At 36.2% G+C, this 21,174-nt stretch carries 23 protein-coding genes; 7 read left to right on the top strand and 16 right to left on the bottom strand.

Annotated elements, in window-relative coordinates; genetic code table 11:
* Positions 1–68 precede the first annotated feature (68 nt).
* The 4 genes from A8L44_RS07735 to A8L44_RS07720 form a co-directional block, all read right to left on the bottom strand.
* The gene (locus A8L44_RS07735; RefSeq protein ID WP_066103835.1) at positions 69–803 is read right to left on the bottom strand and encodes an exonuclease domain-containing protein; all 735 of its coding nucleotides are present in this window, start codon (positions 801–803) and stop codon (positions 69–71) included.
* Positions 790–1,782, bottom strand: coding sequence for a DUF294 nucleotidyltransferase-like domain-containing protein (locus tag A8L44_RS07730; protein ID WP_066103833.1), 993 nt, complete (start codon positions 1,780–1,782; stop codon positions 790–792). Before A8L44_RS07730 ends, A8L44_RS07735 begins: the two co-directional genes overlap by 14 nt.
* Before the next feature lie 58 nt (positions 1,783–1,840).
* Positions 1,841–3,115 carry an ammonium transporter gene (locus A8L44_RS07725; RefSeq protein ID WP_066103830.1) on the bottom strand — a complete coding sequence of 425 codons (1,275 nt, stop codon included), beginning with the start codon at positions 3,113–3,115 and terminating at the stop codon, positions 1,841–1,843.
* Between the two features lie 146 nt (positions 3,116–3,261).
* Positions 3,262–3,591, bottom strand: a complete 330-nt coding sequence (locus A8L44_RS07720; protein ID WP_066103828.1) for a MerR family transcriptional regulator — start codon at positions 3,589–3,591, stop codon at positions 3,262–3,264.
* A 226-nt stretch (positions 3,592–3,817) separates the two neighbouring features.
* On the opposite strand from A8L44_RS07720, the gene A8L44_RS07715 reads away from it, so the two are divergent.
* The 5 genes from A8L44_RS07715 (at position 3,818) to A8L44_RS07695 (ending at position 9,753) form a co-directional block, all read left to right on the top strand.
* The gene (locus A8L44_RS07715; protein WP_066103826.1) at positions 3,818–4,120 is read left to right on the top strand and encodes a MerR family transcriptional regulator; all 303 of its coding nucleotides are present in this window, start codon (positions 3,818–3,820) and stop codon (positions 4,118–4,120) included.
* 223 nt (positions 4,121–4,343) lie between these two features.
* Positions 4,344–4,472: a hypothetical protein gene (locus A8L44_RS19335; RefSeq protein WP_257469042.1), complete on the top strand. Its 129-nt coding sequence runs from the start codon at positions 4,344–4,346 to the stop codon at positions 4,470–4,472.
* A gap of 587 nt (positions 4,473–5,059) precedes the next feature.
* A complete protein-coding gene (locus A8L44_RS07705) occupies positions 5,060–6,025 on the top strand; it encodes a hypothetical protein (protein WP_139063815.1) in 966 nt (321 codons plus the stop codon).
* Positions 6,003–7,961, top strand: coding sequence for an McrB family protein (locus tag A8L44_RS18465; protein ID WP_077248020.1), 1,959 nt, complete (start codon positions 6,003–6,005; stop codon positions 7,959–7,961). The genes A8L44_RS07705 and A8L44_RS18465 overlap by 23 nt, the downstream gene beginning before the upstream one ends.
* Positions 7,945–9,753, top strand: a complete 1,809-nt coding sequence (locus tag A8L44_RS07695; RefSeq protein ID WP_066103820.1) for a nuclease domain-containing protein — start codon at positions 7,945–7,947, stop codon at positions 9,751–9,753. Before A8L44_RS18465 ends, A8L44_RS07695 begins: the two co-directional genes overlap by 17 nt.
* Before the next feature lie 223 nt (positions 9,754–9,976).
* Here A8L44_RS07695 and A8L44_RS07690 read toward each other — a convergent pair whose 3' ends face one another.
* From A8L44_RS07690 to A8L44_RS07680, 3 genes are all read right to left on the bottom strand, one after another.
* Complete coding sequence (locus tag A8L44_RS07690) at positions 9,977–10,159, bottom strand: hypothetical protein (protein WP_066103818.1); 183 nt, start codon at positions 10,157–10,159, stop codon at positions 9,977–9,979.
* Positions 10,160–10,518: 359 nt separating this feature from the next.
* Complete coding sequence (locus tag A8L44_RS07685) at positions 10,519–10,767, bottom strand: hypothetical protein (RefSeq protein ID WP_066103816.1); 249 nt, start codon at positions 10,765–10,767, stop codon at positions 10,519–10,521.
* A 116-nt stretch (positions 10,768–10,883) separates the two neighbouring features.
* Complete coding sequence (locus A8L44_RS07680) at positions 10,884–11,270, bottom strand: hypothetical protein (RefSeq protein WP_066103814.1); 387 nt, start codon at positions 11,268–11,270, stop codon at positions 10,884–10,886.
* Between the two features lie 250 nt (positions 11,271–11,520).
* Between A8L44_RS07680 and A8L44_RS18905 the strand changes: the two genes are divergently transcribed.
* Positions 11,521–11,685, top strand: coding sequence for a hypothetical protein (locus tag A8L44_RS18905; protein ID WP_175354257.1), 165 nt, complete (start codon positions 11,521–11,523; stop codon positions 11,683–11,685).
* A 351-nt stretch (positions 11,686–12,036) separates the two neighbouring features.
* Positions 12,037–12,567, top strand: coding sequence for a hypothetical protein (locus tag A8L44_RS07675; protein ID WP_066103813.1), 531 nt, complete (start codon positions 12,037–12,039; stop codon positions 12,565–12,567).
* 990 nt (positions 12,568–13,557) lie between these two features.
* On the opposite strand, the gene A8L44_RS07670 is transcribed toward A8L44_RS07675, so the two are convergent.
* The 9 genes from A8L44_RS07670 to A8L44_RS07630 form a co-directional block, all read right to left on the bottom strand.
* Positions 13,558–13,998, bottom strand: coding sequence for a hypothetical protein (locus A8L44_RS07670; RefSeq protein ID WP_066103811.1), 441 nt, complete (start codon positions 13,996–13,998; stop codon positions 13,558–13,560).
* A gap of 67 nt (positions 13,999–14,065) precedes the next feature.
* Entirely contained in the window at positions 14,066–14,257 is a 192-nt protein-coding gene (locus A8L44_RS07665) for a hypothetical protein (RefSeq protein WP_066103809.1), read from the bottom strand.
* A gap of 35 nt (positions 14,258–14,292) precedes the next feature.
* Entirely contained in the window at positions 14,293–14,739 is a 447-nt protein-coding gene (locus tag A8L44_RS07660) for a YaiI/YqxD family protein (protein ID WP_066103808.1), read from the bottom strand.
* A 318-nt stretch (positions 14,740–15,057) separates the two neighbouring features.
* Positions 15,058–15,474, bottom strand: coding sequence for a Zn-ribbon domain-containing OB-fold protein (locus A8L44_RS07655; RefSeq protein ID WP_066103806.1), 417 nt, complete (start codon positions 15,472–15,474; stop codon positions 15,058–15,060).
* A 12-nt stretch (positions 15,475–15,486) separates the two neighbouring features.
* The gene (locus A8L44_RS07650) at positions 15,487–16,647 is read right to left on the bottom strand and encodes a thiolase C-terminal domain-containing protein (protein ID WP_066103804.1); all 1,161 of its coding nucleotides are present in this window, start codon (positions 16,645–16,647) and stop codon (positions 15,487–15,489) included.
* A 26-nt stretch (positions 16,648–16,673) separates the two neighbouring features.
* Positions 16,674–17,093: a MaoC/PaaZ C-terminal domain-containing protein gene (locus tag A8L44_RS07645; RefSeq protein ID WP_066103802.1), complete on the bottom strand. Its 420-nt coding sequence runs from the start codon at positions 17,091–17,093 to the stop codon at positions 16,674–16,676.
* A gap of 20 nt (positions 17,094–17,113) precedes the next feature.
* Positions 17,114–17,554, bottom strand: coding sequence for a MaoC family dehydratase N-terminal domain-containing protein (locus tag A8L44_RS07640; RefSeq protein WP_066103800.1), 441 nt, complete (start codon positions 17,552–17,554; stop codon positions 17,114–17,116).
* Between the two features lie 286 nt (positions 17,555–17,840).
* Complete coding sequence (locus A8L44_RS07635) at positions 17,841–19,586, bottom strand: class I adenylate-forming enzyme family protein (RefSeq protein WP_066103798.1); 1,746 nt, start codon at positions 19,584–19,586, stop codon at positions 17,841–17,843.
* 71 nt (positions 19,587–19,657) lie between these two features.
* Positions 19,658–21,127 carry an aldehyde dehydrogenase family protein gene (locus A8L44_RS07630; RefSeq protein WP_066103797.1) on the bottom strand — a complete coding sequence of 490 codons (1,470 nt, stop codon included), beginning with the start codon at positions 21,125–21,127 and terminating at the stop codon, positions 19,658–19,660.
* Positions 21,128–21,174 lie beyond the last annotated feature (47 nt).

Genomic DNA, 21,174 nt, shown 5'->3' with positions numbered 1-21,174 from the left:
TGTAGTTTTATTACACTCAATTTATTTTACTTAATAGTCTAAATGGATTATTAAAAGATATATGGCCCTTACCTATATCTGGCTATGTGATTATATATTTCACTAAGGTTTTTAAAACCTGCTTCCTGGGCTTTTGATAGATAATAGCCCCATAAGCGGGCCGTCATGAAGGCATCTCCCAATGCGTGATGTCTATTTTTGATTTCTATCCCGCATCCAGCACATAAGTCTTCTAAGGCATTTGAGCTGCTGACGGGATTAAATAGTTGTGTTAAGAAAGAAGTATCAAGGATTCTATGCTGGAATTTTGTTCGAGTCACGTCCCAAGTGAACTTGTGCATAAAGCTTTGCTCATGCTGAGAATGATGGGCAACCAGACTTTTAGTCGAGACAAATTTAAAGAAATTCATCAGGACATCTGAACTCTCCGGAGCGGCTTGAAGTTCTTTACCTGTAATATTCGTTAGAGAAGTAATTTCAGGAGATAAAGGGATGTCCGTCTTAATCAGTGAATAGAAGCTTTCTTCAGTTAATATCTCACATCCATGCATTTTCACAGCACCTATAGAGATCATCTGATCACCTTTGTCAGGGAAAAATCCTGTTGTTTCGATGTCAAACACAACCACATCAAGCTGATCAAGAGGACAATTTAGATCGTCCTTTTTACGCGCTTCCTTTTCTAGCTGTCGCATAAAAGAGATATTTTGCGGAGTTGCTTGCCCCTGTACACCGGCGAGTACGTTCGAACTGATCTTACCGCTCATTCCTCTGAAAAATTCGATAAAATCATTCATTCCCATTCTGATCACCCTTTGCCGCAAGCATTTTCACATATTCAGTCAGTTGAATCCCATCCTTGATTATGTCCTTAACATTTTTCTTTTCTACTTTCGATAGCTTATTCACAGCCAAGTAATGTCCGGATTCATAGTCTGTATGAATTCCATAGACCAGCCGATATGTTTGTAGTTTGGCAAACTGATTAGCATATTTTTCTCGATTTTGTTTTGGTAGAACAGAATCCGGTACACCTTTAAGCCTATCGATAGTGGTGGTTGCATTTAATTTTTCATTGATTGCGAGAATTCTTCCGGCATTCACATATGGGTATATAGCAGATTCCTTTATATTTAAACAGCCAGAATATGGGCCGTGAGTTTCTAAAAGTAACTGTCCGAATACACCAATCGTTTTTTTTATATGCATTGTATTATCCAGGATACGGGTTAATAAATGTTTTTCATCAATTAGTTGATAAGAATACTGTTTTAATTGCCGTATAAACCTTTCCTCGCCCAGAAATGCTCGACTATCCATAAAAGTAAGCAAATAACGGATAGATTCCCATGAAGCATCATCTATCCAATCATTTAATTGTTGCATCCACTGATTGTATGATCTGCACCAGAAAGGATTACTTGCCATCACTTTACCTTCACAAAGGCTATATCCAACTTGCATTAACCCCTCGGATATTTCTTTCCCCAGCGATAAGAAATAATTTCGCACTTCTGGATGATTGTGTTCAAAAATGATCCCATGGTCCTGATCGCTCCAGATACCTTGTTCTTTTCGACCGGAACTTCCCATAACAAAAAAGCAAAAAGGGGAGGGAGGAGACCCAAATATTTGGGTTGTCTTATTAAAAGCTATCGTGATGGTCTGCCTTATAATCTCGTCATGAAGCAAATTCAGTTCATCAGGGCTTAAGGTTATTGAATTAAATTGCTGTTTTCGATAAGCCCATATTTTTGAATAGTCCTGATTTTCGGTTTCCATTCAGACGCTCCTTAATGGAAATGATCCCCTGAACTAAGCACAGTTCAGGGGATACCATTTACATGATAGATTTATCAGTTGTTTCATTTTTAAGTAATTCAGGGTAACCATATGCGCCATGTTCACTCATATCCAATCCCATTATTTCTTCTTCCTCCGTAACACGAAGGCCGCGCATCACTTTTTTCATACCTAATAAAAGAATATAGGATACCAGAAAAGCAAATGCTCCGCATACAACGACACCCAAAGCTTGAACACCTAATTGGCTAAAGCCGCCGCCGTAAAATAAACCAGCTTTTCCGACAGTGGCCAGCTCTTTTGTAGCAAAAAAGCCAGTGGATAAGGTGCCCCATATCCCAGCAGCTCCATGAACGGAAAGAGCATAGATTGGATCATCAATTTTTCGAGCTTCAAAGAAACGGATGCTATAAAATACTAGAATTCCAGCAACAAATCCAATAACTACGGATGCCCAAGCTTCAACGAATGCACAGGATGCCGTAATGGCAACCAGACCGGCTAATGCTCCATTTAACATCATGGACACATCTGCTTTCCCCATGACAATCCAAGAAATAATCATGGCAGCTATCGTTCCAGCAGCCGCGGCAAGATTCGTATTAACTGCAACAAATCCAAAGAATCCTGCATCCACTGCTACCGTACTGCCGGCATTGAAACCGAACCATCCAACCCAAAGCAATAAAACACTTAATGCTGTGTATACTTGGTTATGTCCATATAAGTTATTAGCTGAGCCATCTTTATTAAATTTACCGATACGCGGTTTCAAATGGATCGTAGCTGCCAAAGCTGCCATGGCACCAGTTAAGTGAACAACAGTGGAACCGGCAAAATCTTGTTTACCATGATCAGCTAACCAGCCACCGCCCCAAATCCAGTGAGCGATAGGAGGGTAAACAAGGGCAGAGAATAAAACGGCGAAGAGTACATATACACCCATTTTCGCTCGTTCTGCAAATCCCCCAAAAGCAATAGTTATCGATATTCCGGCAAAGGCTGTTTGGAATAAAAAGAATACGGCTCCAGATAAACCAACACCATCGAGATCATACCCAGAGTAAAAGAAGTCAGATAAACCAATGAATTTACTTAAACCAGCTCCATCCCCAAATATGAATCCAAAGCCTATTGCCCAAAAGACAATAGAAGAAATTCCGAATGTAAGAATCGTTTTACCTGCGATATGTCCAGCATTTTTCATTCGAGTGGATCCAGTCTCTAGCAGGATAAAGCCACCAATCATCAAGATGACTAACACTGCTCCCACCATCACCCAAAGGCTATTCATTAAAAAAATCGTATCCATAATTCCACACCTTCCTAAGTAAGTTTTCCTTTACTGTCTGTATTGTCGCATCATCAGGGATTGGAATTCTACAACCATGTAAGGAAACCTAACGTGGTTTTTATGGAAAGGAGTGGAAGTGTATGTGCAGAAGGAGATAAACCGGTCTAGTTGTATTTTTGAACACCAAATTGAGCATTTAATTGCCCTTGAATCATTTTTTTGTGCGTTTTAGCTGCATCTTCTTTTTTCTTTTCTCTAAGCATTTCTTGCCTGATCTCATAGGTCTGTATGCCGTCTTCAATTTTTTCAGCTATATCCATTAATAATTCTATATCTGTAAAAGAATATTTCCGACTTCCGCCATTGTTTCTAGCAGGAAAAATGAGTTTACGTTCTTCGTAATAACGGATTTGCCTTTCCGATAACCCAGTTAATTCTTTGACAACACCGATTGTTATGACTTTTTTATCTTTATATGAAGTCTCCTGGCTCACCTGCAATCCCCCTAAATATAGTAAAATGTACCTTGATATTATCTCACATAGATAGAATTAAAAATACTGAAAATTCAAAAATCAACATCAAAAAATTCTTGATAATCTATGCAGTTGTAAAAAATATATGTCAGAACATCTCCCAAACACCTTGAGATTAACTGTAAACAAGTAATAATCAACTATATAGCAATTCATATAGCCTTATTTAGGGGGGGAGGGAGCTATGTCATCATATAAGGATAAGAAGGTTATATCTATAGGCATTGTCAGCGAACTAACAGGGATCTCCCAACGGAAAATTCGTTATTACGAGGAACGCGGATTGATTTTTCCCGAAAGATCAATTAAAGGAATTCGCAAATACTCATTTCAAGATGTAGAGACCTTAATGAAGATTGCAGAAAAAATGGAAGAAGGTGTACAAACAGCAGAAATTAGAAACGATATGCAACGCAGAAAAATTCGGGATGAAATGATTAAGGGTCAATTAAATGCTCATTTTCGTTTTAGGAACTCAGATAAATAAATGGTATTCCATATAAACAAAATTCGGGAGTATTTGTCATCATTTTTAAATCAAAGACTACTAGGTATTTGTATATGAAGTGAGAGACTACTCTTAGAACAAACCTTTTTATGCGTGTTTTGTTAATCGCAAACATAAGAATATATTCAGCTATACGAAGTATATAACCGCTGAACTTTGGACACTCTGTTAATATTAGAATATGAATTAACAGAAGAGAGAAATGAAGCGAGTATATCAAATTTCTTTAGGCGACCCAATTGGCAACAGTATGATTATAAACGGCAAATGGTACAAAGACGCAAGGGACGCATTGATAGCGCGGATCTCGTTAATTGCTGCTTATGAATAAGTATATGGTGTGAAAATTGCTTGTGATGATTCAGGAGAACTTCATAGAAGGGTAGATAATGAAAACTCTATATGTATCAACGAAGGTCGAGTTACCGGAGCAAGCATCCCTGTAATGAACGAAGCATATGTTCAGGTAGAGTGGCAAGATGTAACAGATGATTTTCCTACATCTGAACCAAAGTTGCCTGAAAAACCAATAACTTAAGAAGAAAAGTTCATTATTGAAAATCTTAATGACTTTTTCATTCAAATAGATAACGGTGAAATCATCATCAACAGCCACAACTGAAACAAGACAGTAATTAAGTTGACTATTGCTCAATATCCAAGTTAAGTCTCATTTTAAAAACCTTCATCACTAAGATGATGGTTTTTTTGTTTTTACACTCCTGATAAACTATAACACTTTTGCAAGGCAGCTCGGTGTTCTTCTATATGTCTTTGCAACTACTCTATATATTTATGAAACCACTTTCTCTGAATTTGAAACCTCCGCATAATAAGTTATTTGAATAGTTTGTTAATATCGAATTTATTAAAAATAACTTTTCTAGTATAATTTAAGTAAGCGGCAGAGTTAGGAGGATGGCGATGTATGAGCTTTTTTTAAAGATAATAGATAAGCTTGATAGCAAACAACTAGAAGACATATTCAGAATTAACAAATTGCGCGTTAAGGGCTTTCGTATTAACGGCCCATCAAGCCCTACCAAGACAAAGACAATGAAAAGGATACTTACTGAAGTATCTGAAGAAAAATTGATAACTTTATTAAAAAAAGCCGCTGAGACATATACAAAAGAAAAAAATAGAGATTATTCTTGGGCTTTAACATCTACCATTGATGAAAAAATGCTAACAGAAAAGATCGAGAATACTAGTATCGGAGAAGTTGCTTTCGCGTTGATTTTCGGGGATAAGGTTAGCTTATTAGAAAAGTATCTAGGGGATTCACAAAATGACAACATAGCATTCAAAAAAACAGAAGAGAAGACTAACGAAGAAGAATCACTAGTCAAAAATCTTCGATCCATTATCACCAAACTAGAAGAAGAGAATAAAAGATTACAAGATATAGCGATGAAGAGAAGAAAAGCTGTTTTAACACAAGAACACGAAAACAAAGGTTTAAAAAAAGATTTAAAATTAGCCAAAAAAGAAAACCAAAGATTAGAGAATGTACTTACGAAATTAAGAGAGGAATTGAGGCAGTTCGAGATAGAAAACGAAGAAATAGGCAAACTGAAGCTCTTGTTTTACGGAGATGACTCTTATAGAAAATGTATAGATTCTAAAGTAACGACTTTAGATTTTTTGAATTATGAATATGCGAGTGGAGGCATCGATGAGATAGAGGACTATAAAAATTATCATAAGTTAGTCGTGCTTTCTTTTACCCTAAACAAAAAAGAAGAAGCGAAATTAATTGCTTCAAAAATCTTTAAATACTTTGGAGAAATAGGCAATGCACTGTTTATTGACTCTCTAGAGAATTTTGACCAGTACATTGGAAGAATGGAGGGTTATTATGAACGAAACCAAATGGTTTGAAACAAAATTCCTTGGCAAACTACAGGACACGGACCATCTCTTATTAACGAAAGAGAATTCAATCATACGCTTTCCAATCAAAGTGATTTCTAATCCACCAGAAAATATAACAGATGATATAACTAAGCGAGTAACCAGCTTTTCAGGGGAGTTAGAAAACTTAGGATTTACCGACGATAAGGACTTAACACCTGAAGAAAGATATAAGGAATTGACCGATTTTTTAAATGTACATTATCTAATGTTCAAAATTAAGGCTAAGTATAAAGAAAATGACCAAACCTTTTATAACGCATACGACTTAGAGGTTGTTAGAAGGGAATCAAACAACGATCATACGTATTTTCCAATCCCTTTTATTCGAACTAATTCAGGTAAAAAAACAGTAGATGTTATCCAAAAGTTAACGAACAACGAATACGTCCAATCGTACTTTTCACTATCTAAAGAATCCGAGGACTACCCTTCGTTTGTTTTGATAGGTGAGTACAAATCTAGCCTTGCTAAGGAACCATTTTCGGATCCAAAACTTGATAGGTTATATGCGTTCGGTCCTATTGAAGGGATTGAGTATTCGGAGGAATATCAATTTAAATTTATTACGAATAAAGAGAATACATATTATAGAGAAATCAGTTTAAAGGAACTAGGAGAGTATTACTTATCTAAAGGCAAAGTAATGTTTGTTACAGGCGAAAAGGATAATGAGATTAGAGAATCCTTGATATCAAAAGGACGCAAAGTAAGTCCTCAAAAAGCCAAATCAAAAATCGAGGATATTAATGAACTAGAATTTTTGAAAGTGTTCGAAGAGGTTGCATTGTCAAAAAACCTACTTTATACACCTTTAGATTTGTATAACTTCCATACGGCTATGAAGAACAAAAGCCTTGTGATCTTAGCTGGGTTGAGCGGAACAGGGAAATCACGTATCGTACAGTGCTATCACGAAGCTCTTAATAAATTTGCCAGCAAGGGCAGCGATTATTCAAACGTCAATAAAAGTAAGTTGCTATTCGTTCCTGTAAGACCATTTTGGCAGGACGATACGGATTTATTAGGATACCTAGACAGCTCTCAAGGCATATATAGACCTGGGGAGTCAGGGTTAGTTGATTTCATCATCGAGGCAAACAACAACCCTGATGAATGTTACATCGTTTGTTTAGATGAAATGAACTTAGCAAAGGTGGAGCATTATTTTTCCCAGTTCCTATCCGTATTAGAGAGAGAGCCTGATGATAGACACATTAATTTATATAGCAGTAACTTAAACGGGCGTGTTTATAACCAAAACGTATATCCGTCTGAAATTAAACTTAGTGAAAATCTTTTGTTTGCGGGTACGGTTAACATCGACGAATCTTCATTCCAATTTTCAGATAAGGTGCTTGATAGAGCCAATACGATTTCACTTGGACTATGCCCATACAAAGATGTACGGGAAAAACTTGCAACTGCCCTTAACGAAAAGAAAGAGTCACCTAAAGGGGAAGTTGAGACTGAGGAACCTTTAAGAACCTTCATTAAGCTAAAAAGTATGCAGAAAAACCATAAATACAGTGTATTGACTGCAGAAGAGATTGATATCTTGTGGGAAATCAACCGCCTAATGCAGGAAGCAACAGACCAAATTGGCGTAGGATATAGGATTGTTAACCAAATTGAAGAGTATATAGCGAATATTCCTAACTCTCCGCAATTTCCTAGAAGCAAAGCATTCGATTTACAACTAACACAAAGGATTTTGCCGAAATTAAGGGGTTCCCAAAAGCAACTCGGAGCGCTGATTGGTAAAATTCATAACGAAAAATACGAAGAAGGGCATCTTTATAAATTGTTAAACAACAACCGAAGTATTTCTGATTTTGATTCAGCAAAAAGAAAACTAGTCAATTTAGCTAAGGAGCTAGATGAGTATGGGCATACCATTTAACTTGCTCTTTTTTTCGAATAAGAACACTGTAGGAGACTTGGTTGTTAGTTTTTCAACTGATTTAGAAGAAGCTTTAAAAAATCTTGAAGAGTATAGTTACTCCTGCACCGAACTGTGCGATTTAAGGGTTAAATTTGAATGCAACCAACCGGACGCTAAGTTATGGATTGAAATAATGGATATGTTGCCCGAAAAGTCATTTAGAGATTCTGAAACCGTGTTTTTTCATCCTTCGCAAGAAATCAGAGGTCTCTACTTAAATTTTGAATCTGATTTCAATACGGATAACCTTAATTTCAGCTGTCTTTTACCTGGTGTGTACAGAATGGTAGTCACTGTTCACGATGAAGAGTATTATGCTTTCTTGAAAGTGACCCCTTCAAGGATCCACGTAGAACAACTAAATTTAATGAGGGGAGAAATCGAAGGAACCTTAGTGGACCTCGCTAAGGAAACAGCAGTTAGAAGAAATTTTGCTGGGTTTGAAAATGATTCAACCAATGAATCTATAACCCGCAAATACGACTTCTTAATTTCAAACTCAGTGGCTTTGATTAACAACATCAATTTAATATTACGAGAGCCTAGATTTAAAATAACCAAAAAATATATGTATAAATCGTTAGGACAGCCAACGCGGAGCGACCTGAAAACGACCCAATTAAAGCAGAGCAGACACACTTCCACCCACAAGGTTCCTAGCTACGATTATATAATTGACTACAATCTTTCGATAAACAGCAATTTAAAGAAGATGTTAGAAGAATTTTTAGACAGCATTTTCTTGGTAGAAAAATATGTGAAGAAGAAAATTGTGTCTTTAAAAAATGACTTGGCGTTGCAAAAAAGATATAAATCTCCAACAGATATAATCGATAAAAAATTAGTGATTGAAAAGGAACGATTGGAACAATTTAAGAAGCTAAAAGCCAATGTTATTTTGGCTTTGGAGGAAAATTGGTTTGAAAATGTCGATGCACATATGAATAATCAAGAGAAATTAACGCGATTTCCCTATTATCGAACCATATATTCTTTGTATTTGCAATTAAACAAAGGGAGTACGTTTACGATCAACCCTTTCAAACACTACATTTACTATTGGAAAGAAACATCAAAGTTATATGAAATTTGGGGATTTATTAAACTGTTATTAATGCTTAAGAACAACAAATATTTAAATTTCAATGAAATCTCGGGTTGGATATTTGATCATAATGACGATTCGATTTATCCATTCTTAGACCCAAACACGAAAATAACTCTCAGAAATTCTGAGGGCCTCGTATTGAATGTTTGGTACGATTCGTTTATTTCTAAACCACCCGAAAAAGCCGATACATTCGATAACCCACTAATCACTGTGGAAAAGAGCAACAGACCGGACTTTAGGATGGATATTTATGACCAAGGAGTGTTTAAAGGGAGCGTCTTAGCGGATTTCAAATATAGATCTTATGACAAACTGGGCACTCTAGGCGTTTACACTCGTAATCGCGATAATAACCAAGGCTATAAGGTGTATTCTCAACTCGTCAATTATTCAAATGTGAGGTCGTTTTACTACAACACCACCCGTAAAACGAAGTATGCGAATCCAGCCATTAAGAGAGTGTTTGGCATATTTCCACAGAAAGAGAACAAATCTAATTTTTTTGAATCTGATGACGCAACCACAATCATCAGATGTTCTCTTTCACCAGGAGTAGAATTCAAGGATATCGAAAATGAATTTTTGGACATTATTGAAGAAGCTACAGGACGCGAATTGGAGAGAGGAAAGGGAATATAATCACGAAGTATACTATTAAAAAACCACATCTCAGATGGTGTGGTTTTATTCTTTTACTTTTATAAATTAACGCATTTTTGTAAAGCTGCTCGGTGTTCTTCCATATGTCTTTGCAACTTCTCCAATTCCCCTTGGTGCTGCCCCAATTCAACCTCGTGATAGAGTTTTTCTATTCTTGATACATCTTTGGGTAAATTTTAAATCGTTGATGACTTAATGACCCCTACATTGTTTTGGATATCGGGAAACGCACACCCTCACAAACAAAAGCGTGCTCTGTTTCTTCCAGGACTTTATGTATTGTTGTTTTTAATGAACAAATGGTGATTGTTACTTTAACAATTTCTTTGACCCCGTTTAATTGTTCTCTCTTGTATTGAATTAATGTGTGTACGGTTCCCCTCATAGAAATTCCACTTCATTCCTTTAATTTTCATCAGTATACTGCCTCTTCTGGAACTTCCTGATGATTAATCAAAAAACGATACTTAATAAATCGTTTGTAGATTAATTAAAGTAAGAAAGACAAACCTAGCTTCTATTGTGATATAACTAAAATACTGCGAAATTTACTCATAGCTTAAACATTTATCACATGTAAAACCTTTATTTGAACGAATTGAACTAGTTAAAATCGAGGAAGAATTGGAGCGGCTGCAACAGCAAATTTTATCATAAACAAAAAGGGCATAGCGGATTTTCTATGCCCTTATCATATGAATACATCTATGATCTATAACGGATTGTCTTAGTAATAATTATGTTTTATCCTATCTGCTTTTTTTGTTTCGCAGTAATGAACATAATCTCCAATAAAGCAAGGGAGATACCGCGTCTATCCTCAACTGTATAATGCATGGATATATCATGCTGTAATGGGCTATTTTGCACAGTACGTAGAAACTCCTGGCCTCTTGATCCAAAATTATTCTGTAACTCTTCATAGAGCTGATCACGCAATAAATCCAGTTGGATAATCATTTCAGCCAGTTGCCTTTCATTCTCTATTCTCATACTGTATCATCCTTCCACCTTATTAACATAGTTTATTATAAGTGTAGAGGATTCATATAGATCTGTCTTTAATCTTGTTAACCTTTCTAACGCACATTTTTCTTAATATCTGACCGTTATACTTCTTTCACTGAAATAGCCTTGGAGTAAGTGATTAGCTTGCAGCTTTCAAAATCCTTTTCCTTAAGGAAGCCAAGCTTAATAGCAGCATTCATCTTTTCTTCATCTGGGATTTTCACTGTTTTAATTAATTCATTCATATTTAGTTCTTCTAATTTATATACAGTTGGTACAGTACTGTATTTTTCATATTTGCGTATCTGCCTTTGAAGCTTTATACCATTGTCGATTAATTCACCTTTATTATTTGCACCTACATGATGATCAAAATACGTATGAAAAACCTCTTTCAGTTTTTCCATTTCCATTTCAATCTCTTTTTTCTTCTTGTTGAGCTCATTAAATCTCGTAATCATATCAGCAGTGATAAGAGTATTATTCATATGATCCCTCCAAATTAACCTGTTTACTATAGGTTATTTTGGTAGAGAAGAGAATATGTCCTTTGAATAAGAGAGAACTAAAATAAAAAGCTACATCGAAGATAGATCCGAATACTGCAAATTTTTAACTTATTTAATTATAAGTGATTATGTAAAGAGAAGCGGGAGATTAAAGGACATGCTATAAACAAGCATACATAAAGGGTTACCTGGTAAACCTATATGTACATAATATATAGGAGGTACATATATGAATAAGAAAAATAGTAAAGCAGAAATAGTAGGAAAAGAAAAGGAAGAAGTGAATTCAATAGACCCCACGTTACAGGATTCCTCATTTGATATTGAATTAGAATATGAAGTACCACCAGAACAGCCTTATGAAAAGAATCGGATTAATACAGAGCATTTGTGAATGGCCGTCTTTTATTGTTAAGAGACATAGAAAGAGATCACCGGGTTCGGTGAACGGGTAGAAAAAAATAAATAACGGATTAATTAGGGAAACTTCATCTATCATTAATGTTTTATTGAATTTACACATCAACATCAAAAATACGCATACAACTTAACAACACCCCATAGATTTTTGCGGTGTTGTTAAAACACGTGCCGATACCTTTCTGCATAAAGCAGTTCCTCTTACACTGATTTGATGCTTGATCAAACCTGGCAGAAAACAGGAAACACCCATATTAAAATGGTAAATAAATACATTTAAAGATATAATCAGATATAGGAAGTTTGCCAAAAGGGGGAGGTTTATGTGAAAAAACGACTGAGTGATGAATTTGCAACTGTTTTATTTACTTTACTTCTATTAATGTTAGTGGGTTGTACCGAAGAAAAGGAAGCGAAAACACAAGATGAAAATATTCAGACCGTTGAAGCTGTATTACAGAATAGTCTTACAGGTCCAAGTGATGAATTAAAACAAATAGTGGATCAAGAAAGCGAAGAGAAACTTGCAGCTTTACGGCAATATGAAGAAAAGCTATTTAAAGATTATTTTGCAAATGAAACATCATATACGGAATTCGTTAATCGCTACGGTTCAACAGTCATGATAGAACCAATAAAAAATGATTACCAATTGCAAATTAAAAACATTGACTACGAAAAGGTAGATGAAAAAGATAGCGTGTATGATTTCTCAGTAGAAATACAGCTCCAAAAAGAAGGTTCTGAAAGTTCAAAAGATCAAATCGTGACTGGGCAAGCCAATTTAAATGATGAACATAAAATTGAAGTGATGTTAATCCGTTTAGATGGTTTATATAAATCTATGATGAATTGACCACATGTTATTTGTATTTATAATTTAAGAAAATATAGTTTTATAACACTAGATTAATCTGTCTTTTAAAGTTGTGAATCATACTTTATGGGCAGTTTTTTTATTGTGAAATAGAGAAGATGAATGGGGATTGACACTGCAGATTCCATAAAAACATGAATCTTTTTTTATCAGCATTGTTATAAACGATACAATTTAATGAAGCGACGAATCCGTACCTGGAATAAGTCTTAACAAAATTATTTTTATCGATTGCTACTAATTTATAGAGTTAATAAATAAATGAGAAGTAAAGTTGCCATAATAACATTATGTAAACTAAAGTAGAAAGCCAGAAGTAAATTTGGTAGCAAGACTATAAAAACCAATCAATTAATTTAACCCTAAATCTACGTACAAGTTAAACATTTATAAGCTTCATAATTCATTTACAAAAGTAAAAATAAAATTCTATAGAGAATCTGTTCAAGATCAAATTAATAAAAACAACCAGGGATTATACAGATTAACTTAATGAAAAAATAAAACTATATAATTAAATTAAATAAATAACCGAAATCCATAGTTGAAAATTTTTCTGTTTTGTCTCAATTGCTAAAGTAATCTTGATTAATGAGACGCTTGTTTAATTAGTTTTCACAACTTCCTATAATATATATTATGTAAACTAGAAAAAATACACAATGATTAGAGGTTTCCCCTAGGTATGTGACTAATGACATATAGATATATTCCTTAATGACATATACAAATCACCCTTTCTTCTTATTGTCCGTGTGGAGAAAACGATTTATAAGATAAACAAGATCCAAAGTAGGATCTGTTTCAGCTAGGAATAAAAAATGTGTAAATCTCTTTTTTTATTAACTGAGAATAATTCATTTAATGAATTTCCTGATGTATAGCTTGTTAAATATTCTCCCTGGAAAACCGGATTTTCCATGATTAATTTCCATTTTTGCCAGTATACCTGTTAAGCATTTAAGCTTTTTAGGTATTAGATGTACGAAATATTTCTTTGAAATTCTCCGTATACTGTTCAGCTAATTGTCTATCTACTGATACGGTCAAATGTTCTTTATTCTGATTAGCTGTAGGTGTCCAATTAATTGAATGTTTAGCCATTCGTATACTTTGAATAATTTCCTTACGAATATTTGAGAACGTTGCCATGTGTGATTGAATTTCTAAGTCTTCTGGATTTGATATTTGCTTAGGGCGTATTATAATGTCGTCTAACTCATATGCATTATCTTCGGAATAACAGTCAACAACTAATTTCCCAAAGCTTTGCTGTAGATTACGAGCTTCTTTTAGTAATGGGATTTTGACACGAATAATTACATCCTCCCAACGGTGATTATGTTTATTAGCAAAAACCCCAGGACACGATAGTTCTATACCTTGTATTACCCAGCAACCTACTTTCATATTTTGGTTACTAACTTAATCCACTTATATCTTCAGCATTTTTTAAGTGTAAATAAGATATAAGGATCTACTTTTTGAGCTGATCAAGTGCTTGGTAAGCTGCCTGATACTTTCCTCCATCCGCAACTTCTGAATGGTACAAGGCCTTGATGGCATTGTTTTTTTCAAGACCATGCTCAGCCTTTAACTCTTTAAAGCGTGTATGCAGTTCTTTATTTCCCTTAATTAGTTGTTGCATTTGCGATTTTGAATACTTCAAAATATTTATCTCCTTTTTAAATCTCTGAGTTTAGCCTAATTTTTAACAGAAATAACCTGTTTAAAAAGATTCCTAAATTGCTCCCGGTCTTCAGCTGTAAAAGGCTTTGGTCCTTTTGTTCGCTGTCCACCTTTTCTAGCCATTGCACTTAAATAACGTGTTTGTAATAATTGGTCAATATTTTCATTTGTATATCTAAAACCTTTATGGTGGAGGACGATAATTCCTTTTGCTAAACCTAGTGATGCAAGACCATAATCTTGCGTAACGATAATATCTCCTTTTTCCACTAACTTCACAATTCGAAAATCTGCAGCATCTGCTCCAGAATCAACATAAATGGTTTTCACTCCTGATGGCTGTTCTGCATTAGAAAAATGAGAAAAGCTTGTAACAAGGATAACCTGTATTTCAAAATCGCTTGCTTCAGAAATAATAATATCTTTCACTGGACAAGCATCTGCATCCACATAAATTTTCATCTTTCCCCTCCCATTTAGAAGTTCGACTTACTATTTAACTTAATCTTTTTCAACTATAAAAGGGACTGATGACTTTTGTTTAAAAATAACAAAGAGTTCTTCCTTTTGCTGTTTTTTTATATCCTTATATTATACTTTATAGAATTGTGTTCAAATTGCCAACAAAAGATACCTTAGAACTAAATACTTGATTAGAATGTCACTGTTTAGCTACTAATATATCCCAGATTTAAACAATAATTTTATTATAGTAAGAAACACAAAAACCATAACTCTTTGCTGCCAAAGAATCATGGTTTCAGTCTAACAATTTATTATTTACCTCAATTTCCACTGAGGAAGAGCTCGTTCCTCGTTGATATCCTGCCAAAACATTTGGACGTCCATGCCAATCTTTACTTCGTCAGGATTACAGTTTAAAACATTACCTGTTATTTTAATTTCAGGCAGTCCTTCTAGTTCGACCTGAGCAATAACAGTCGGCAGATCGTCCTGGAAACCAGGCAGAAATGGTCGATAGGAAATGATATAGGAATAAATAGTTCCGTAGACTTCGTTACCGAATGAGTCCCAACTCAGTTTAGGACTGCCGCATTTTGAGCAGGCTGGACCAGGAGGATGTTGATATTTATGACAGGAATCACATTTCTGGATGGAAAGTTCATGTTTATCTGCCGAATCCCAGTAAGGCTTGTTATCCTGGTTTTTTAGTGGAATGGGTTTTTGATAGGCCATTTTATATCCCTCCTAATTTCTAAGAATCATAGCACCGGCTATATCTGGACCCGCCCAACCTGTACAGATTCCGATTTCACAATTCTCAACTTGACGATCAGTTCCTTTGTACTCGTGACGAATTTGCCTAACGATCTCAAGTACATTATTCATTCCATGAGTATAGCCTTCTGAAAGCATTCCCCCTGCTGTATTGGTAGGAAGGCTTCCTCCTATCCTCAAGTTTCCTGCAGCAACGAAATCCCCCACTTCTCCACGTGGAGCAAACCCAAAGGCTTCGAGCTGACGAAGCACAACCCAGCTAAAGCAGTCATATATGGAGGCTACTTGAATATCTGATGGCTGTACACCAGCTGATTTATATAATTGTGGAGCGACATAATCTGATGCTACCTGAGTCAAATCGGACCAATAGTGGGCATGTGGATGACATTCTCTTGCTGAAATTCCCATAATATAAACTGGTTTGGACTTACAATCTTTAGCCCTTTCAGCTGACGTAACAATGATCGCATTCGCTTCATCCAATTCAACACAGCAATCGTGTTTAGTAAATGGATAGCTAATGTATGGCGTTTCCATATATTCCTCCATTGTTAATGGATGTCCGTTTAGGAATGCTTTAGGGTTTCGTTGGGCATGTTCATAAAAATCTACACAAACATGGCCCAGATGTTCACGTGTAATCCCTGTTTCATACATATGCCTTGTAGCAAACATTCCAAACCACTGAGATGGACTTGCGGAACCATACGGAATAATGAAGCTTCCTCCATCAATTGCTTCCTGGATCATGTCAGGATCATATCCTCGTCCGACCTTTTTTCCGGAAGAACCATTCATAGATCTCCAAATTAATACGGTTTTTACTAAGCCTGCTTCTATTAATCCAACTGCATCTGCAATTAACATTTCAGTCGAGCTTCCGCCACCCATGACGTCATTAACATAACTGGGGCGTATCCCCAAATAAGTTGCCAGCTGGTGTGAAGAGCAGGAATCACCAGTACTATAGCTCATAACTCCATCAATTTCTTTAGCTTCAAGCCCAGCATCCTGCAATGCATTCCGTGCAGCTACTAAAGCCATATGGAGTGGTGTGGTTCCTGATTTTCTTGACCGTTCACTCTCTCCAATTCCTACAATGGCATAGCGATTGCTTATATCCCCCACATTAATGCCTCCTTTTCCTGTACAAGTTAACGAAATTTTAAAGTGGCTTTACCAGAACCAACAACTGATCCGGATTCCTTTTCAGCTATTAAATTCAAATCTGCCATTCTCAGGCCATCTTCCTCATAGATTTTTTCTACAGTTGAGGAACATGTTATTAAGTCACCTGGAATTGTCATCGCCCCAAATCGCATCTTAAACTGTTTAATTTCAGCTGTGGTGCCTGCAAGCTCCATAATGTATTGGCCTAAAAAGCCCATAATTAGCATTCCGTGAGCAATCACACCATTCATGCCAATCTTTTGCGCAAACTCATCGTCAGTATGTAGCGGGTTGAAATCGCCGGATGCACCTGCATATTTGACTAATTGAACCTTTGTAATGGGCGGTTTTTTTAAGACAGGAAGCGCTTGTCCCGCTCTTAAATCTTGATATTGTATCTCCATCCAATTGACCCCCTATCTTTTCATAAAGCAGCTCGATAAATGATATTCATACGGTTAATTGCTACCATTTCTCCGCTTTCGTCCTTGAATTCTGTATCAAGAACAAGAAATTGCATCTTACCGCTATTTCCGTCTTTTTCGTATAAATCCGCTACCTTACTTTTACAAATGAGTCGATCTCCAAGCCGAATTGAACGATAATAGATAAACTCCTGCTCTCCGTGAAGCATCCGCTTTTCGTCTAGTTTTAGAGGAAGATGATTTCCTTCACTGCCTAAGGCAATTAAAAAGGTTGGAGGAGCAATAATGCCCTCATAAAATGTGTTTTTAGCGTATTCTTCGTCAGTATATAAAGGATTAGAATCTCCTATAGCATCCGCAAATTGACGAATATGTCGCTTTTCTACCTCAACTGAAAAAGTGCTTCCTTCTAAACCAATTATACTTTTATCAAGCTCCATAGCTTTGCCTCCCATTAATAGGCTTTATTTGTAAAAATGACGGTTGTTTATGCAAATTTTAAGATAATATACATGTAGCATCAATGTGGGTTTCAACATAAATATCCACAAAGTCTTGTAATGTTCTACACTACAATAGTAGATAGCGTTACATGGTCAAACCACATTGTACTGTAGTTGAATGATAAAAGTTTATATTTATCTAACAAATGAATAACTACTCTATAGAATGATTCAATCTATAAAGTAGTCTTAAAAATCTCCTGAAATAATAAAATGATTTATTTTATATTGGGCTATTTATTGTCTTTAATTCCTTGTCACGCAAGATTCGTTTAAGAATTTTACCTGCTGGTGATACAGGAAATTCTTCAACAATCTCCAATTCTCGTATTTTTGCATAGTGAACGACTTCCTGATTAACAAAATCGATGAGTTCTTCAACTGTTGCTGTTGCTCCTGGTTTGAGAATAACAAATGCCTTTGGAATTTCTCCCACACCTGCTGAAGGTTTGCCGATTACGGTGGCGTTGCTTACTGCAGGGTGCTTGAATAATGCATCCTCAAGTCTGCTTGGATAGACGTTATAACCTTTATAAATCAACATATCTTTTTTACGGTCAACGATGGTGATGAATCCATCTTCGTCCAGCATTCCGATATCTCCTGTATGGAGCCAGCCATTTCTAAGCGCTTCCTCTGTTTCAGCAGGCTTATTATAGTACCCTTTCATAATTTGTGGGCCTTTTGCACAAATTTCACCTGTAGATCCAACAGGTAATGGATCTTCGCTGCTGCCATCTGCAAGGATGATTTTCACTTCCGTATCAAACAGTGGATGTCCAACTGTTCCAATTTTTTGCAATCCAGACCAGAACATAACGGTATTGGTGATCGTTGCAGTAGCTTCTGTTTGTCCATAGCCTTCTCCAATCTTGGCATTTGGAAATGTTTTTGCTAATAGTTTCATTTCCTCTTGTACTAATGGGGCGGAACCGGATCCGGCATTCTTTACAGATGAAAAATCATAATTATGTATGTCTGGATGACCGAATAAGCCATTCCACATGGATGGAGAACCGCTCACATGTGTCACTTGATATTTTTCGATATATTCAAGAAATGTAATCGGTTTAAAACGATCAATGAGAACGACAGTGTACCCTACTAACATTGGATATGCCATACAAGAATAAACACCGGATATATGAAACAAAGGTGAAGGACTGAGTGAAATGGCTTCCTCTGTCAAACACGGGTATTTAGCTAGGTATTTGTCGATATCTTTCTCGACTCTTACTACTTCAAGTCCATTATTGTCTGTAATTCTTGGCAATAATCCAGCCGTCCAGGCTGTCGTCTGCAGAAAACTGCTAATCAAATTAGAATGTGTAATCATAACACCTTTAGGTCTACCTGTTGTTCCACCCGTATACGCAATATGGACAAGATCATTTTTTGGATCAATACCTGGATCAAATTCCTCATCTACACCTGAAGTAATCAAATCCGCTAAGCTATACCAATCCGCTCCGTAATCCTTTACATCTACTGGATTACTATATGAAAACATTTCCTGGTCTCCGGTCACAATTACCTTCTTTAAATTTAAGTTTGCTTGCAGACTTTGTATATCATCCACTGTTGATTCATGAGTAATAATAATTTCAGTATCCGAATCCTGAAGCTGAAAGCAGACATCATCTTTTGGAAAATAAGGATTAATTGGTGAATATATAGCACCGGATAAAACAATTCCATAATAAACAACAATATATTGAGGGCACGTTGGTAAATGAACTGAAATGACTGTACCTTTTTCTACGCCAAGCTTCTTCAATGAATAAGCAAACCGAAGGGAATCACGGTAAACCTGTTCATAGCTAATATGCGTATCACGATAAATAAAAGCGGTTCGGTTCCCAAAACGGCTGGCACTTCCTTTTAAAATCGCTCCTACCGGCAAATTGGGATAGTCAATAGTCCTTGGCATATCTGGATCAAAAATTCGTTCATCTGACCAATTAAACATTTTTATCAACTCCAATTGGTATTAGAATAGGTAAGCATAACTTAATAGATGTCTTCTTAGCGGGATATATTTTATCCAATTTCTATTACACATGCTTTTTCCCTGGTGTATTCTATAAACGAATCTGTTCCAAAACCACTGTCTTTAAATCCTCCAAAGGGTAAATCAATGCCAACCTGAGAATACGTATTCACCCATACATTTCCTGCATCTATCTTGCTTATTAATCGTTTTGCACGGGCAAGATCAGTCGTCCAGATTCCTGCTGCCAAACCAAAATCCGTATCATTAGCAATGGCTATAGCTTCTTCTTCGGTTTCAAATGGTATGACCACTGCTACGGGCCCAAAGATTTCTTCCTGGCATACACGATGACGGTGGTTATCCACCTTTATTAATGTTGGCTCTACCCAATATCCGTTTTCTAACTCATGATTTCCATGTAATAAGACATTACCACCAGATTTCCCACCTGCAATAATATCTCCTTCTTTTTCTCCAAGCTCTATATAGGAAATCACTTTCTTATATTGTGATAGATTACCGATTGGGCCCATCGTTGTCTGCATATTTAATGTATTTCCAAGCTTCACGGATTCCATTGCCTGCTTGAATCCTTTTATTACTTCTTCAAAGATGGACTTCTGAATTAATATCCTGGATCCAGCCACACATATTTGTCCTGCATTGCCGGTAAAAATGGAATAAGGCAATAATCTTTCCATTACTTTATCCAGGTTTGCATCCTCAAAAATAATATTTGGAGATTTACCGCCCAATTCAAAGATGAATGGCTTTGGATTATTCGCAGTTGCCCTGGTAATTGCGCTTGCAGTAGCTTTAGAGCCAGTAAGACTGACTTTATTTATTTCCTTATTGCTTACTAAAGCATCACCGATTTCGGTTCCATATCCAGATAAGACATTTATGACACCTGGAGGTAAGATGGATGCCAAAATTTCTCCGTAGCGTAAGGAAGAAACAGACGCATGTTCAGAGGGTTTAATGATAACTGTATTGCCTGCTGCCAAAGCATAGGCGGCTTTTATTGTGAATGTAAATAGAGGGGCATTCCATGGTGTTATCCCTACAACCACTCCTAGAGGTTCACGATACGTATAACCAAACGTTGTAGGCCCCTTTGGGATGGTATCGCCTCTGCTTGCATAATTACAAAGCCCGGCTGCATCATACCAAATTTGTTTTAATGAAGTGATAAGCGTATAGCTTGTGTTGCTTATGACCCATCCATTGTCCTTTGTTTCCAGAGTTGCTAATTCTTCAGCATGATCAGTCAGTCGATCGCCAATTTGCCTTAATAATTCAGCACGTTGTAATGGTGGAAGGGCAGCCCAATCGGGAAATGCATTGCGGGCAGCTTGGATCGTATATTCTACGTCTTCTGTCGTGCTTTTCGGTATCCTAGCCCAAGCAATACCTGTAGAGGGATTCATACTTTCAATAAATTCACCGGTTGAAGATGCAACAGCGTTACCGTTAATAATATTTTTATATTCTTTTAGTTCATTGATTACAGGCATACTTACTCATCCCTTCCTGTTTTTATAAAGATGGTTTAGGCTGAAAA

Origin of the sequence: Bacillus sp. FJAT-27986 (assembly GCF_001685035.1) — a bacterium.
In the GTDB taxonomy this organism is placed as follows: Bacteria; Bacillota; Bacilli; order Bacillales; family Pradoshiaceae; genus Pradoshia.
The sequence above is the reverse complement of the archived record's forward strand: the minus strand, read 5'-3'. Positions and strand labels throughout refer to the sequence as shown.

Coding starts and splice junctions, on each gene's coding strand:
- A8L44_RS07735 (WP_066103835.1), bottom strand. CDS start 803: ATGGGAATGAATGATTTTATCGAATTTTTCAGAGGAATGAGCGGTAAG.
- A8L44_RS07730 (WP_066103833.1), bottom strand. CDS start 1,782: ATGGAAACCGAAAATCAGGACTATTCAAAAATATGGGCTTATCGAAAA.
- A8L44_RS07725 (WP_066103830.1), bottom strand. CDS start 3,115: ATGGATACGATTTTTTTAATGAATAGCCTTTGGGTGATGGTGGGAGCA.
- A8L44_RS07715 (WP_066103826.1), top strand. CDS start 3,818: ATGTCATCATATAAGGATAAGAAGGTTATATCTATAGGCATTGTCAGC.
- A8L44_RS19335 (WP_257469042.1), top strand. CDS start 4,344: ATGAAGCGAGTATATCAAATTTCTTTAGGCGACCCAATTGGCAACAGT.
- A8L44_RS07705 (WP_139063815.1), top strand. CDS start 5,060: ATGGCGATGTATGAGCTTTTTTTAAAGATAATAGATAAGCTTGATAGC.
- A8L44_RS18465 (WP_077248020.1), top strand. CDS start 6,003: ATGAACGAAACCAAATGGTTTGAAACAAAATTCCTTGGCAAACTACAG.
- A8L44_RS07695 (WP_066103820.1), top strand. CDS start 7,945: ATGGGCATACCATTTAACTTGCTCTTTTTTTCGAATAAGAACACTGTA.
- A8L44_RS07690 (WP_066103818.1), bottom strand. CDS start 10,159: ATGAGGGGAACCGTACACACATTAATTCAATACAAGAGAGAACAATTA.
- A8L44_RS07685 (WP_066103816.1), bottom strand. CDS start 10,767: ATGAGAATAGAGAATGAAAGGCAACTGGCTGAAATGATTATCCAACTG.
- A8L44_RS07680 (WP_066103814.1), bottom strand. CDS start 11,270: ATGAATAATACTCTTATCACTGCTGATATGATTACGAGATTTAATGAG.
- A8L44_RS18905 (WP_175354257.1), top strand. CDS start 11,521: ATGAATAAGAAAAATAGTAAAGCAGAAATAGTAGGAAAAGAAAAGGAA.
- A8L44_RS07670 (WP_066103811.1), bottom strand. CDS start 13,998: ATGAAAGTAGGTTGCTGGGTAATACAAGGTATAGAACTATCGTGTCCT.
- A8L44_RS07660 (WP_066103808.1), bottom strand. CDS start 14,739: ATGAAAATTTATGTGGATGCAGATGCTTGTCCAGTGAAAGATATTATT.
- A8L44_RS07655 (WP_066103806.1), bottom strand. CDS start 15,474: ATGGCCTATCAAAAACCCATTCCACTAAAAAACCAGGATAACAAGCCT.
- A8L44_RS07645 (WP_066103802.1), bottom strand. CDS start 17,093: ATGGAGATACAATATCAAGATTTAAGAGCGGGACAAGCGCTTCCTGTC.
- A8L44_RS07640 (WP_066103800.1), bottom strand. CDS start 17,554: ATGGAGCTTGATAAAAGTATAATTGGTTTAGAAGGAAGCACTTTTTCA.
- A8L44_RS07635 (WP_066103798.1), bottom strand. CDS start 19,586: ATGTTTAATTGGTCAGATGAACGAATTTTTGATCCAGATATGCCAAGG.
- A8L44_RS07630 (WP_066103797.1), bottom strand. CDS start 21,127: ATGCCTGTAATCAATGAACTAAAAGAATATAAAAATATTATTAACGGT.